The 12,817-nt window shown below is 66.4% G+C and carries 10 protein-coding genes and 1 pseudogene; 3 read left to right on the top strand and 8 right to left on the bottom strand.

The genetic code is table 11. The annotated features are described in order from the left end of the window. Nucleotides 1-397: 397 nt before the first annotated feature. Together QXZ94_RS05890 and QXZ94_RS05885 are read right to left on the bottom strand one after the other, a co-directional pair. Nucleotides 398-1,990, bottom strand: coding sequence for a helix-turn-helix domain-containing protein (locus QXZ94_RS05890; RefSeq protein ID WP_315719611.1), 1,593 nt, complete (start codon nucleotides 1,988-1,990; stop codon nucleotides 398-400). Nucleotides 1,991-2,331: 341 nt separating this feature from the next. After that, the gene (locus tag QXZ94_RS05885) at nucleotides 2,332-3,126 is read right to left on the bottom strand and encodes a hypothetical protein (RefSeq protein WP_315719610.1); all 795 of its coding nucleotides are present in this window, start codon (nucleotides 3,124-3,126) and stop codon (nucleotides 2,332-2,334) included. A gap of 123 nt (nucleotides 3,127-3,249) precedes the next feature. Here QXZ94_RS05885 and QXZ94_RS05880 point away from each other — a divergent pair, with 123 nt between their 5' ends. The 3 genes from QXZ94_RS05880 to QXZ94_RS05870 all read left to right on the top strand — a co-directional run bounded on the left by QXZ94_RS05880 (nucleotide 3,250) and on the right by QXZ94_RS05870 (nucleotide 6,796). After that, nucleotides 3,250-3,744, top strand: a complete 495-nt coding sequence (locus QXZ94_RS05880; protein ID WP_315719609.1) for a YaiI/YqxD family protein — start codon at nucleotides 3,250-3,252, stop codon at nucleotides 3,742-3,744. Nucleotides 3,745-3,749: 5 nt separating this feature from the next. Next, nucleotides 3,750-5,576 (top strand): ABC-F family ATP-binding cassette domain-containing protein, encoded by a 1,827-nt coding sequence (locus tag QXZ94_RS05875; protein ID WP_315719608.1) that lies wholly within the window; start codon nucleotides 3,750-3,752, stop codon nucleotides 5,574-5,576. 140 nt (nucleotides 5,577-5,716) lie between these two features. Then, complete coding sequence (locus QXZ94_RS05870; RefSeq protein ID WP_315719606.1) at nucleotides 5,717-6,796, top strand: D-TA family PLP-dependent enzyme; 1,080 nt, start codon at nucleotides 5,717-5,719, stop codon at nucleotides 6,794-6,796. Between the two features lie 171 nt (nucleotides 6,797-6,967). Here QXZ94_RS05870 and QXZ94_RS05865 read toward each other — a convergent pair whose 3' ends face one another. The 6 genes and pseudogenes from QXZ94_RS05865 to mmsB all read right to left on the bottom strand — a co-directional run. Further along, nucleotides 6,968-7,255, bottom strand: a complete 288-nt coding sequence (locus tag QXZ94_RS05865) for a hypothetical protein (protein ID WP_315719605.1) — start codon at nucleotides 7,253-7,255, stop codon at nucleotides 6,968-6,970. After that, nucleotides 7,252-8,490: a TIGR03862 family flavoprotein gene (locus tag QXZ94_RS05860; protein ID WP_315719604.1), complete on the bottom strand. Its 1,239-nt coding sequence runs from the start codon at nucleotides 8,488-8,490 to the stop codon at nucleotides 7,252-7,254. The genes QXZ94_RS05865 and QXZ94_RS05860 overlap by 4 nt, the downstream gene beginning before the upstream one ends. A gap of 156 nt (nucleotides 8,491-8,646) precedes the next feature. Then, nucleotides 8,647-9,564, bottom strand: coding sequence for an SDR family NAD(P)-dependent oxidoreductase (locus QXZ94_RS05855; protein ID WP_315719603.1), 918 nt, complete (start codon nucleotides 9,562-9,564; stop codon nucleotides 8,647-8,649). A 134-nt stretch (nucleotides 9,565-9,698) separates the two neighbouring features. Further along, nucleotides 9,699-10,175, bottom strand: coding sequence for a MaoC family dehydratase (locus QXZ94_RS05850; RefSeq protein ID WP_315719602.1), 477 nt, complete (start codon nucleotides 10,173-10,175; stop codon nucleotides 9,699-9,701). A gap of 7 nt (nucleotides 10,176-10,182) precedes the next feature. Then, nucleotides 10,183-11,910 carry an AMP-binding protein gene (locus QXZ94_RS05845; protein ID WP_315719601.1) on the bottom strand — a complete coding sequence of 576 codons (1,728 nt, stop codon included), beginning with the start codon at nucleotides 11,908-11,910 and terminating at the stop codon, nucleotides 10,183-10,185. Continuing rightward, nucleotides 11,910-12,809: pseudogene (gene mmsB / locus QXZ94_RS05840) on the bottom strand (3-hydroxyisobutyrate dehydrogenase); the annotation flags it as partial. The pseudogene mmsB and the gene QXZ94_RS05845, both read right to left, overlap by 1 nt. Nucleotides 12,810-12,817: the final 8 nt, after the last annotated feature.

Below are 12,817 nucleotides of genomic sequence, written 5' to 3'. Positions count from 1 at the left end.
CGGAAGCGAGCCAAGGCCGCGAACGCGACCGGGCGCCGACACATCCGATCCCAGATCCGAGAAGAGATCGCCATGTCGGCTTCGATCCGGGACGGACCGAGCCCGATGCGGCATCCCGGACCGTGGTTCATCGAACACTCCGGCGGCTTGCGGCTCAAAGGCATCGAACGCTGATGATCGATCGGACGATGTGGATCGTCGCGCGCCCGGGGTTTGCGATCTTGTCGAAGCTTCTGCTTCACTGCCGTCGAACACACTCTGGCTGGACGACATCTGCGACCTCCGAAATCTCGCGCGAGGGTTGCTTCACTTGGCATTATCTCCCTGAGCACGACGGCTGACAAGAACTCTCTGATGACGACCATGGCGATGGCCACGCGAGGCCGATGGACATGTCTCACTCCGCCGCCATGCGCCGGTACTCGCGCGGCGTACGGCCGACCTGGCGGCGGAAGTATTTCTCGAAATGGCTGAGATCGGCGAAGCCGACCTGCAGCGCCACGTCGGTGATCGGCTGCCGCGCATTGGTGGCCAAGAGCTCCTTGGCTTTCTCGACCCGGATGCGCGACAGCATCGCCTTGCATGATGTCTGCAGGCTATGGCGAAACAGGAAGCTCAGATGCGACTGGCTGACATGGGCTTGTCTTGCCAGCGTGTCGAGCCGGATCGGCTCGGCGTAATGGTCGACCAGATAGATCAGAGCCTTGCGGAGGTTGGGATGCAGGCGCGACAGCGCCTTCACGTCCTTGTTGAGCACGTGATGGACCCAGTCGTCGGGCCCACCGCCATCCGACACCGGCACTGGCGCGACCATCGGCTCGAGAACGGCCTCGGGTGCCGGCGGCGCCATGACCACGGGCGTCGCCGGCGCCGCGGCCTGCTCCGCCTGCGCGTGGAGCGCCGGAAAATAGCGCCTGACGTCGTCGGCGCGGATCCTGGCCCGTCCGGTCATCACCGCCAGCCGGGCGATCACGCGCTCCACCTCGAATGCGTTCTCGGGCCAGGCATAGCTGCGGCACAGTTCGAGCATCTCCGCACTGATCTTGTCCTCTGCGCGGTGACCATGTCCCTCGAGGGCGGCGATCACCAGCGGCTCGATGTCATCGTTGCGCTCGCGCAGCGGCGGCACGCTGACCGGGAGGAAATCCAGCTCCGCCAGCAATTGACGTGCGAAGGCACGCTCGGCCACCAGCCGGGGCAGATCGCCGCTGGCGGACGCGATCACGCGCACCCGCGTCGTGCTGGAGACGTCGAGCCATTGTCCGAGACGGGAATGCATGTATTGCGGCAGCTCGTTCTGCAGGCCCGGCGCCAGCATGTCGATGTCGCTGAAGAACAGCGTGCCGCCCTCGGCCTGCCGAAACCAGTCCTGCGGCGCCCCGCGCGGCTGGGCGCAATTGACCTGCACGAACGGCAGATCGCGGCGCGGTCCACAGCAATGGATGGCGGCCGCCAGATACGGCGTCTCGGTTCCGAACTCGCCCTGCAGCAGGCAAGGCAGATCGCTGTGCGAGGCCTTCTCGACGAAAATTTCCAGGTTGCGCACGGCATCGCTGGCGCCGACCAGCAACAGCGAGCGGCCGAGGCGCTGCCGCGCCCATTCGCAGACCTCGTAGCGCTTCACCACGAAGGCGAGTTGGCGCGCGCAATCCGCCAGCGCCTCAGAAAGGTCCGCCCCGCTCCGCCGCCGGTCCCAGGCCAGGTTCAGGCGGCCGATCCCCACATCGGCATAGACCAGCGGCACTGTGACGGATGGCGTCGGTTCGAGCCGCCACTCCGGCGCCCGTCGCGGCTCGCGCTCGGAGGCCGCCGCAGCACCGCCGTCCCGCTCGCTGAGCCAGTCCTGCACCGTCTCGGTCCCGGATCTCGACAGCACGATGCGCCCGAGATCGGCGACCGCGATCTCAACCGTCGCTGCGCGCGACAACTCGGCCAGCCGCTGCGCATAGCTCACGAGGAAATCGGCGACCTCCAGATACGGCCGGCTCATCCTGGCCAATTCCCGCCAGGCGTGATCGCCAGCTTCGGGTCCCCTCTGATCCTTCATGATCGTGCTGACGGCACCGGAAATGCGTGTCGACCCAACACGGCAAACTCGCCCCTGCTGCCGCAGACCTCGTCGATGCCGCTCCCGAGCAGAAGACGCCTCGTCATGGCATGCCCAGATATGACGCAGCTGGCGGGCACACCGTGTTCGTCGAATACGCTCACCGATCCTCGCCCCTTCACATGACGGGCAGAAGGAAGCATACACAATTTTAGATTGCGTATGAACGGCCTCACTATTAATGATCAAATCGTCTTGATAGCGGCGACGCCATGACGCAGCCGTCAAGCCTGCGCGCGCGGCTGGTAGATTGCGACGTGACGGCAATGGGCCAGCGGCCGATCGCCGTCCGCGACCACCAGCGCGTCGATCTCGACGAAGCGGTGGCCCTTCTTGTCGTAGTTGGCGGTCACCCGTCCCCGCGCCGTGATCTCGTCGGTCTCGGCGATCGCCGCCAGCAATTGCATCCGGCTGCCGACGTGGATCCACGGACCGAGCACGACGTTGTCGACCAGCAGCCGGTTCATCACCCGCTGCAGCATGCCGGGATGACCGAGCCGCTCGTTGGCATAGATCGGATCGCGCTCGCGAATCTCGTCGAGATACATCGTGGCCGCCTGCCCCGGCCAGGCGCGCGGCGCCGTGCCGAGCAGGCTACCGACCGCGAACGAGTCTGCGCCGATCGGCGGCCGCACGGCTGCTGGCGGAACATCGCGATAGTCCGCCAGCGTCACGTCCGGCGGGGCCGTCGGCAGCGTTGCGGAACCGGTGGCGCAGAGCTGACCCTGACTGATCACCTCCAGGCTGAGCCCCTCCCCTTCCTCGCTCGCCCTGACTTCGGCGATCTCGCCGTCATAGACCGGCTTGATGAAGCGCGCCTCGATCAGACCCCGTTCCAGGAACGCCCGCCCCCAGCGCGCGACCGGCTGGTGCAGCATATAGGCCAGCACCTCGACGCCGGGCACAAGGCCGCCGGCGAAGCCGAAGCGGCGGGCCACGCCGTCGTCGTGCATCTTGTTCTCGGACTGCTTGGCCGTGTTGAACGCCTCGACCGCGTAAGGCGCGATTTCGCCGGACATCCTTGCCTCCCTTCGACCCTTTTCGGCGATGGTAGCGGCAGGAAAGCCCCTGGCAAGCGCAGCGTTTGGCTCGCAATTCCCGGCTCGATGGAGTACCAACCGGCCATCCTGAATGAAGGCCCGATGACGACCGAAACCGCCCCGACCACCATCTATGTCGACGCCGACGCCTGCCCGGTGAAGGACGAAATCTACCGCGTCGCGATCCGGCACGGCCTGCCGGTGATCGTCGTCGCCGGCGGCTTCATCCGCGTGCCCGACGATCCCCTGATCACGCGCATCGCGGCCGGCAGCGGCATGGATGCGGCGGACGACTGGATTGCCGAGCGCACCGGTCTCGACGACATCGTCATCACCGCGGACATTCCGCTGGCGAGCCGCTGCGTCAAGGCCGGCAGCGCCGTGATCGCGCCAAACGGCAAGCCGTTCACGGAGGAGTCGATCGGCATGACGCTCGCCGTGCGCAATCTGATGACCGATCTGCGCTCCTCCGGAGAGGTCACCGGCGGCCCGCGCTCGTTCACGCCGCGCGACCGCTCGACGTTCCTCTCCACCCTCGACACCACGATCCGCCGCGTGCAGCGCCAACGCGCCGCGCGGGTCCAGCAACAGAGCTAAGCGACATGGCGCCGCCCCTCATCCAGTTGAAAGACATCCGCCTGACCTTCGGCGGCACCGCGCTGCTGCAAGGCGTGGAGCTCTCCGTCTCGCCCGGCGAGCGCGTCTGCCTGATCGGCCGCAACGGCTCAGGAAAGTCGACGCTGTTGAAGATCGCCGCGGGTCTGGTCGATTGCGACAGCGGCACGCGCTTCGTGCAGCCCGGCGCCACCGTGCGCTATCTGCCGCAGGAGCCGGATTTCTCCGGCCATGCGACGACGCTGTCCTATGTCGAGGCCGGGCTCGGGCCTGGCGACGATCACTACCAGGCGCGCTATCTCGTCGAGCAGCTCGGATTGACCGGCGAAGAAGACCCCGCGCACGTCTCCGGCGGCGAGGCGCGCCGCGCGGCGCTGGCGCGCGTGCTCGCGCCCAATCCCGACATCCTGCTGCTGGACGAGCCGACCAACCATCTCGACCTCACCACCATCGAGTGGCTGGAGAACGAGCTCGACGGCCGCCGCTGCGCGTTGGTGCTGATCAGCCACGACCGCCGCTTCCTGACCAATCTGTCGCGCGCCACCGCCTGGCTCGACCGCGGCCAGATCAAGCAGATCGATCGCGGCTTCGCGGCCTTCGAGGCATGGCGCGACGAGGTGCTGGCGGAGGAAGAGCGCGAGCAGCACAAGCTCGACCGCAAGATCGTCAACGAGGAGCATTGGCTGCGCTACGGCGTCTCCGGTCGGCGCAAGCGCAACGTCAAGCGGCTCGCCAATCTGCATGCCCTGCGCCAGCAGCGCCGCGATTATCGCGGCACCGCGGGCGCCGCCAATCTCGCCGCCGCCGAGGCTGACAAGTCCGGCAAGCTGGTGATCGAGGCGAAGGGCGCATCGAAGAGTTATGGCGATCGCAAGATCGTCGACAATTTCTCCATCCGCATCCAGCGCGGCGACCGCATCGGCATCGTCGGCCCCAACGGTGCCGGCAAGACCACGCTGGTCAACCTGCTGACCGGCGGCAGCGAGCCCGACAGCGGCAGCATCCGGCTCGGCGTCAATCTGGAGACGGCGACCCTCGACCAGCACCGCGAGAGCCTTGACCCGCGCACCACGCTCGCCGAGGCGCTGACCGGCGGCCGCGGCGATCACGTCATGGTCGCCGGCAAGCCGAAGCACGTCGTCGGCTACATGGAGGATTTTCTGTTCTCGCGTGAGCAGATGCGCACGCCGCTGGAGGTGCTGTCCGGCGGCGAGCGCGGCCGGCTGATGCTGGCCCGCGCGCTGGCCAAGCCGTCGAACCTCTTGGTGCTGGACGAGCCAACCAACGATCTCGACCTGGAGACGCTGGATGTGCTCGAGGACATGCTCGGCGACTACGAGGGCACGGTCATCCTGATCAGCCACGACCGCGACTTCCTCGACCGCGTCGTCACCTCGGTGATCGTGCCCGAGGGCAACGGCAAATGGCAGGAATATGCCGGCGGCTACAGCGACATGCTGGTTCAGCGCGGCGCCGATCTGAAGCGCGAGCACGCCAAGAAAGCCGAAGACAAGGCGGCTGAAGAAAAGAAGGACACCAAGCCGGCGGCAGCTCAGCCCGCGAGTACGCCGAAGCGCAAGCTGTCCTTCAACGAAAAGCACGCGCTGGAAACATTGCCGAAGACGATCGCCAAGCTGCAAGGAGAGATCGCCAAGCAGCAGGCCGTGCTCGCCGACCCCGCACTCTACGCCAAGGACCGCAAAAAATTCGATGCCGCGTCCCTCGCCATCGCCACCTCGCAAGCCGAACTCACCGCCGCCGAAGACCGCTGGCTGGAGCTCGAAGTGCTGCGCGAGGAGATCGAGGGCGGATGACGCTGCCGTAGGGTGGGCAAAGGCGCGCACGCGCCGTGCCCACCGAATCCTTGCGCAACAGAAGACGGTGGGCAAGCTTCGCTTTGCCCACCCTACGATTGATGGCACACGCTGCCACCGTTGATGATGGAGCTAACAACATGACCACCCCGCTCGCCGCCAAAATCGCCCGGGAGTACGGCACGCCCTGCGCCGTCATCGACATGGACAAGGTGGAGCGCAACATCGCGCGCATCCAGGCGCAATGCGACTCTGCCGGCGTGGCCAACCGGCCGCATATCAAGACGCACAAGAGCCCGGTGCTGGCCAAGCTGCAGATCGAGGCCGGAGCGCAGGGCATCACCTGCCAGAAGATCGGCGAGGCCGAGATCATGGCCGACGCCGGCATCGCCAACATCCTGATCAGCTACAATCTGATCGGCGAGGAGAAGATGGCGCGGCTCGCGGCGCTGCAGGCGAAAGCCGAGATGACCGTCGCGGCCGACAACGCGACCGTGATCGCCGGCCTGCCGCAGGCGGCGAAGCAGTCGGGCCGCGCGCTCTCGGTCGTCGTCGAATGCGACACCGGCCGCAAGCGCGCCGGCGTCGAGACGCCCGCCGAGGCGATCCAGCTGGCGCGGCAGATCAAGGCCAGCGACGGCCTGCGCTTCGCCGGCTTCATGCTGTATCCGACCGAGAGCGGCTGGGACGAGGCGCAACGCTTTTACGACGAGGCGCTGGCCGGCGTGCGCGCCGAAGGTCTGGAGGCCAGCATCGTCTCGACCGGCGGCTCGCCGAACCTGAAGAATCTCGGCAAGCTCAAGGGCGCCACCGAGCACCGCCCAGGCACCTACATCTACAACGACCGCATGCAGGTCGCCGCCGGCGTTGCCACCTGGGATGACTGCGCGCTGCACATCTACTCCACCGTCGTCAGCCGCGCCGCGCCCGAGCGCGGCATCCTCGATGCCGGCTCGAAGACGCTGACAACGGACACGGGCGGCCTCGATGGCCACGGCCTGATCCTGGAGCACCCGGAAGCGAAGATCGCCCGCTTCGCCGAGGAGCACGGCTTCCTCGACCTCTCCCGCAGCAACACGCGCCCCAATGTCGGCGACGTCGTCCGCATCGTGCCGAACCACGTCTGCGTCGTCGTCAACATGATGGACGAGGTCGTGATGGTCCGCGGCGAGGAGATTCTGGGCACGCTGCCGGTCGCGGCACGGGGCAAGCTGCGTTAGGCGCGCGCAACTCTCTCAGTCCGTCATTGCGAGGAGCGGAGCGACGACTTGTCCGCCATAGCCCAAAGGGCGACGGCGGAAGCAATCCAGAGCTACACACGCAGCCCTGGATTGCTTCGCTTCGCTCGCAATGACGGCGGTATCTGAAGTTGGCTCCTTCCGAAATCACGATCAGTCGAAAGAGAGACGCCAATCGTCGAGCGAGTCGTAGAACACAGTTGTCGGCCGCCGGGGGTCGGCTTCGCGACCGCCAGACCACGTGAGGTGAACCACGGCTACGCGGCCGTCACGCAATGTGACGAGGACATCATCGCAATCGTCACGCTTTGCGACGATGCTGCCGGGCAGATGTGCCAGTGCATGGCCAGGAGCAATTTCACGCGCGAGTTCGGCCTCCAGTGTCGTCCGCACATGATCGTCGGTAAGCAAAAACCAGGGCTCAGGTAGCTGCTCGGTCATGACGGCCCGGTCCCTCTCAGCCACTTCAACGCGCCCTTCCCTGCGGCAACGCCGGTCGCGAACGAGGCTTGCAGCAGATAACCGCCGGTCGGAGCTTCCCAGTCCAGCATCTCGCCTGCGGCGAACACGCCCGGCAGTCGCCGCAGCATGTAGTCGGCATCGAGCTCATCACGCGCGATGCCGCCGGCGCTGGAGATGGCGCGGGCGAGGCCGGCGGTGCCTGTCAGCTTGATTGGTACGGCGTTGATCAGCGCCGCAAGGCGATCCGGCGACAGCGACGACAGAGCCGGGCCTTGTGTCTTCGCCGCCTCCTGCAGCAGACCGATCGCGACCGGTGACAATTGCAGCGACTTGCGCAGCACATTCGAAAACGACTGCTTGCCGCGCGGGGCCGAGAGCTTCTTGATCAGATCAGCGGCCTCGACATCGGGCCGCAGCGCGACGTGCAGCGTCGCCTCGCCATGAACAGCGATTGCCTCGCGCAACTCGGCCGACAGCGCGTAGACGGCGCCTCCCTCGACGCCGTTGCGCGTGATCACGGCTTCGCCGCGTCTGCTGTGCTCTCCGAACGACAACGCGATGCCCTTCAGCGGCTGGCCCTCGAAGCGGTCGCGGAAGATGTCGGACCAGGCGACGGTGAAGCCGCAATTGGCCGGACGGAGCGGCGCGATCGCGATGCCTTTCGCCCCGAGGATCGGCACCCAGCCGCCGTCGGAGCCGAGGCGCGGCCAGGAGGCGCCGCCGAGCGCGAGCACCGTCGCATCGGCTGCGATGGTATGTGGATCGTTTGGCGTTGCAAAGATGAGATGGCCCTGCTGGTCCCAGCCGGTCCAGCGATGCCGCAGCTCGAAGCGCACGCCCTGCGCGTCGAGCCGGCGCAGCCAGGCGCGCAGCAGCGGCGAGGCTTTCATCGCAACCGGAAACACGCGGCCCGAGGAGCCGACGAAGGTCGGCTGGCCCAACGCTTCGCACCACTCGCGAAGTTGTTGCGGCGAAAAAGCCTGGATGGCCGGCGCAAGCCAGGGCGCGGCTTCGCGATAACGCGACAGGAATGCCGCCAGCTCTTCGCTATGCGTGAGATTGAGGCCCCCTCGCCCCGCCATCAGGAACTTGCGCGCTACCGATGGCATCGCGTCGTAGACGGTGACGCTGGCTCCGCCCTCGGCCAGCACCTCGGCGGCCATCAGCCCGGCTGGGCCGGCTCCGATGACGGCGATTTGCTTTGAAGATGACATGTCGCCAGTTTAGGCCGCGCCCGTCGTTATGCAAAAAGTCGTCATGCCCGGGCTTGACCCGGGCATCCACGTCTCTCCAAGCGTTCTGTGCCAAAAGTGATGGATGGCCGGGTCAAGCCCGGCCATGACGACGGAGTGTGGGGCAGGCTTCGCGCCTTAAAGTTTGATCCCCAGCCGCGCGGCGGCCTGCGAGACATATTTCTGCGTCTGCTCGAACGCACCCTGCAGGGCCCGCGCCTTCGACATGTCGCTGATCTCGGCAAAGTGCGCCGCGATCGCGTCCGGCGTCCACTCCTCCGGGGGCAGGTTGATGCCTTCGCTCTCCAGGATCTTGATGACCGCGAACGAGCCGGCGCCGGCGCCCATGATGGTGCGGGTGGGCGCGTCCTCGCTGAGGAGATATTCCACCGCCGGCGTGATCGATTCCGGCTTCATCAGCTGCAGCGCCTGCGGCGGCAGCAGTTCTTCGGTCATGCGGGTCGCGGCCGTCGGCGAGATGATGTTGACGCGGATGTTGGTCTTGCGGCCCTCCTCGGCCAGCACGTTCATCAGGCCGACCATCCCTGTTTTGGCCGCGCCGTAATTGGCCTGGCCGAAATTGCCGAACAGGCCGGAGGACGACGTCGTCAGCACGATGCGGCCGTAGTTGCGCTCGCGCATGCCGTTCCACACTGCCTTGCAGCAGTAGAAGCTGCCGACCAGATGCACGTCGAGCACCTTGGCGAAATCGCCGACCTCCATCTTGCCGAACGACTTGTCTCTGAGGATGCCGGCATTGGCGCACATGATGTCGACGCTGCCCCATTCCTTGGTGGCGCGCTCGACCATCGCGGTGACCTGCTCGAAGTTCGAGACGTCGGCGCCGTCGGCCATCGCGGTGCCGCCCGCCTTGCGGATTTCCTCGACCACGGTCTCCGCCGCGGTCATCGAGCCGCCGGTGCCGTCGCGCGCGCCGCCGAAATCATTGACCACGACCTTGGCGCCGCGGCTCGCCAGCCCCAGCGCATGCGCGCGCCCGAGACCATTCCCTGCGCCGGTGACGATGGCGACGCGTCCGTCGAATCTGATTGCCATGATGTTTGCCCTATCAGTTAGGTCGTCATGCCCGGGCTCGACCCGGGCATCCATCCACTTCGACAGAATCTCGGTCTAGATGGATCGCCGGGTCAAGCCCGGCGATGACGAAAGTGGGGTGTGACAAGAGTTGGTTAGCTCAGATAGATCAGCCCGATCCAGTCGGCGACCAGCGCGGGCTTCTCCTCGCCCTCGATCTCGACCGTAACGTTGGTGCGCGACTGCAACTCCTTAGGCTTGCGCAGCGTGGCTTCCGCGAGCACAAAGCGGCCACGCACGCGCTTGCCTGATTTCACCGGCGAAATGAAGCGCAGCTTGTCAAAACCGTAATTGACACCCATCGCCGTGCCCTCGATCGCCGGCATGACCTCGTAGGACATGACCGACAGCAGCGACATCGTCAGAAAGCCGTGTGCGATGGTGGTGCCGAACGGCGTGGCCTTGGCCTTGTCAGGATCGACATGGATGAACTGATGATCTTCGATTACGTCGGCATAGGTGTCGATGCGCTTCTGATCGAGCACGTGCCATGACGACACGCCGATCTCCTGGCCGACCATGGCCTGATAGGCTTCGAGCGAAATCGGCGGCTTCTTCCAGATCTGGTTCATGCGTTCCCTATACCTCGTGCCCGGACGGCCGCGTCTTCAGCTCCGGGAAGTCCTCTTCCTTGAATTCCGTGCCGCGCAGATGGTCCGTGCGGTTGTCCTCGTGCTCCAGCCGGCGCAGCTGTACGCGGCGGATTTTTCCGGAGATCGTCTTCGGCAGTTCGCTGACGAGCTCGAGCCGGCGGATGCGCTTGAACGGCGCCAGCCGCGCCTGCAGGTGCTCGAAGATCGACAGCGCGGTCGCACGCGATCGGTCCGCGCCTGATGTCAGCAACACATAGGCCTTGGGGATCGCGAGCCGGATCGGATCCGGGCTCGGCACGACGGCGGCCTCGGCCACTGCCTCGTGCTCCAGCAGCACGCTCTCGAGCTCGAACGGCGAGATGCGATAGTCGGAGGATTTGAACACGTCATCGGAGCGACCGACGAAGGTGAGGTAACCCTCCTCGTCCCGGAACACGACGTCGCCGGTGCGATAGCGCGTGCCGTCCGCGCCCGACAGCCTGCCGTCGTCGCCTTGATAGCCTTGCATCAGCCCGGCCGGACGCTCACCCGTCAGCGCCAAGGTGATCTCGCCTTCGCTCGCCAGATTGCCGTCGATGTCGGCAACCTCGACGCGGTAGCCCGGCAACGGCCGACCCATCGAGCCGATTTTCAGCTTCTGACCCGGCGAGTTGCCGCAGATCGCGGCGGTCTCGGTCTGGCCGTAGCCATCGCGAATCGTCAGCCCCCAGGCGGCGCGGACCTGATCGATGACCTCGGGATTGAGCGGCTCGCCGGCGCCGCAGGCCTCGCGCAGGCTGACTTTGAAGTCGGCGAGATGCTCCTGAATGAACAGCCGCCACACTGTCGGCGGCGCGCACAAGGTCGTCACGCCGCAGCGCTTGATGATCGCGAGCAGCCCCTTGGCGTCGAAGCGCGGCTGGTTGACCACGAACACGGTCGCGCCGGCATTCCACGGCGAGAAGAAGCAGCTCCAGGCGTGCTTGGCCCAGCCCGGCGAGGAGATGTTGAGATGCACGTCGCCCGGCTGCAGCCCGAGCCAGTACATCGTCGAGAGATGGCCGACCGGATAGCTGCGATGGCTATGCCGCACCAGCTTCGGCTTGGCCGTCGTGCCGGAGGTGAAATACAGCAGCATCGGATCATCAGGCTGTGTCGGACCATCCGGCGTGAACGCCTCGGCGGCATCGGCCGCCTGCTCGAACGGCAGCCAGCCGGCCGATGTCGTCGTCCCCACGACGATCCGAACCAAATCATCCGCGCCGAGATCGGCGAACTTCGCGACCTGGTCCTGCGCGGCGACGACAGCCTTCGCGCGGCCACGCTCGAGACGGTCGCGCAATTCGTCGGTCGTCAGCAGCGTGGTCGCTGGAATCACGACCACGCCGAGCTTCATCGCCGCCAGCATCGTCTCCCACAGCGGCACGACATTGCCGAGCAGCAGCAGCAGATGGTCGCCGCGCTTCAAGCCTTGCGCGCGCAGGAAGTTGGCGACCTGGTTGGAGCGCCGCGACAGCGCGGCGAAGGACAGCTTCGTCTGGCGATCCTGCGCGGCATCGAAGATCCACAGCGCGGTGCGCTCGCGGCTCTCGGGATCGGAGGCGAGCTCGGCATCGAACCAGTCGAGCGCCCAGTTGAACGGCACCGGATCGGGCCAGCGAAAACCCTTCACGGCGGCATCGTAGTCGGTGCGATGCGCCAGCAGAAACGCGCGTGCGTCCTTGAATGTCGTCATCAATTGGTCCCGGCGAGCTTGCGGACGTGCTGAATGATCCCCGAAAAATCGACGCCGCCATGGCCGGCTGCGTCGAACGCCTTGTAGATCTCCTGCGCGTGCTGGCCGAGCGGGGTCGCCGCGCCGGCGGCCTTCGCAGCATCCTGCGACAGCGTGAGATCCTTCAGCATCAGCGCGGTGGCGAAGCCCGGCTTGTAGTCGTTGTTGGCCGGCGAGGCCGGCACCGGGCCCGGCACCGGGCAATAGGACGTCAGCGACCAGCACTGACCCGACGAGGTCGAGGCGACGTCGAACAGCGCCTGATGCGACAGGCCGAGCTTCTCGCCCAGCGCAAAGGCCTCGCCGACCGCGATCATCGAGATGCCCAGGATCATGTTGTTGCAGATCTTGGCCGCCTGGCCTGCGCCCGCGCCGCCGCAATGGACGATCTTCTTGCCCATCTTTTCGAGGATCGGCTTGGCCGCGGCGAACGCGCCCTCCTCGCCGCCGCACATGAAGGTCAGCGTCGCCGCCTTGGCCCCGCCGGTGCCGCCGGACACCGGCGCGTCCACAGCCGCAATGCCATGCTTGGCCGCCAGCGCATGCGCAGCACGCGCGCTCTCGACGTCGATGGTCGAGGAATCGATGATCAGGGCGCCCTTCGCCATCGCGGGCACGATCTCGTTCCAGACCGCCAGCACATGCTTGCCGGCCGGCAGCATGGTGACGACGGCGTCGGCGCCCTTCACCGCCGCAACGGCGCTGTCGGCGATCTCGGCGCCATCGGCCTTGGCCTGCGCACGCGAGGCCTCGACCAGATCGAACGCGACCACCTTGTGGCCGGCCTTGACGAGATTGGCGGCCATCGGGCCGCCCATGTTGCCGAGGCCGATGAATGCGATCGTTGCCATGGTTCGTTCTCTCCCCT

This window comes from Bradyrhizobium sp. SZCCHNS2022, assembly GCF_032377575.1.
In the GTDB taxonomy this organism is placed as follows: Bacteria; Pseudomonadota; Alphaproteobacteria; order Rhizobiales; family Xanthobacteraceae; genus Bradyrhizobium; species Bradyrhizobium aeschynomenes.
Note: the sequence above shows the minus strand (reverse complement) of the source record. Positions and strands in the feature narration are given on the sequence as shown.

What these genes read in the sequence shown, in the direction of transcription:
- QXZ94_RS05870 (WP_315719606.1), top strand. Translation starts at nt 5,717, where the DNA reads ATGACCACCCCGCTCGCCGCCAAAATCGCCCGGGAGTACGGCACGCCC.
- QXZ94_RS05875 (WP_315719608.1), top strand. Translation starts at nt 3,750, where the DNA reads ATGGCGCCGCCCCTCATCCAGTTGAAAGACATCCGCCTGACCTTCGGC.
- QXZ94_RS05855 (WP_315719603.1), bottom strand. Translation starts at nt 9,564, where the DNA reads ATGGCAATCAGATTCGACGGACGCGTCGCCATCGTCACCGGCGCAGGG.
- QXZ94_RS05845 (WP_315719601.1), bottom strand. Translation starts at nt 11,910, where the DNA reads ATGACGACATTCAAGGACGCACGCGCGTTTCTGCTGGCGCATCGCACC.
- QXZ94_RS05860 (WP_315719604.1), bottom strand. Translation starts at nt 8,490, where the DNA reads ATGTCATCTTCAAAGCAAATCGCCGTCATCGGAGCCGGCCCAGCCGGG.
- QXZ94_RS05890 (WP_315719611.1), bottom strand. Translation starts at nt 1,990, where the DNA reads ATGAGCCGGCCGTATCTGGAGGTCGCCGATTTCCTCGTGAGCTATGCG.
- QXZ94_RS05865 (WP_315719605.1), bottom strand. Translation starts at nt 7,255, where the DNA reads ATGACCGAGCAGCTACCTGAGCCCTGGTTTTTGCTTACCGACGATCAT.
- QXZ94_RS05885 (WP_315719610.1), bottom strand. Translation starts at nt 3,126, where the DNA reads ATGTCCGGCGAAATCGCGCCTTACGCGGTCGAGGCGTTCAACACGGCC.
- QXZ94_RS05850 (WP_315719602.1), bottom strand. Translation starts at nt 10,175, where the DNA reads ATGAACCAGATCTGGAAGAAGCCGCCGATTTCGCTCGAAGCCTATCAG.
- QXZ94_RS05880 (WP_315719609.1), top strand. Translation starts at nt 3,250, where the DNA reads ATGACGACCGAAACCGCCCCGACCACCATCTATGTCGACGCCGACGCC.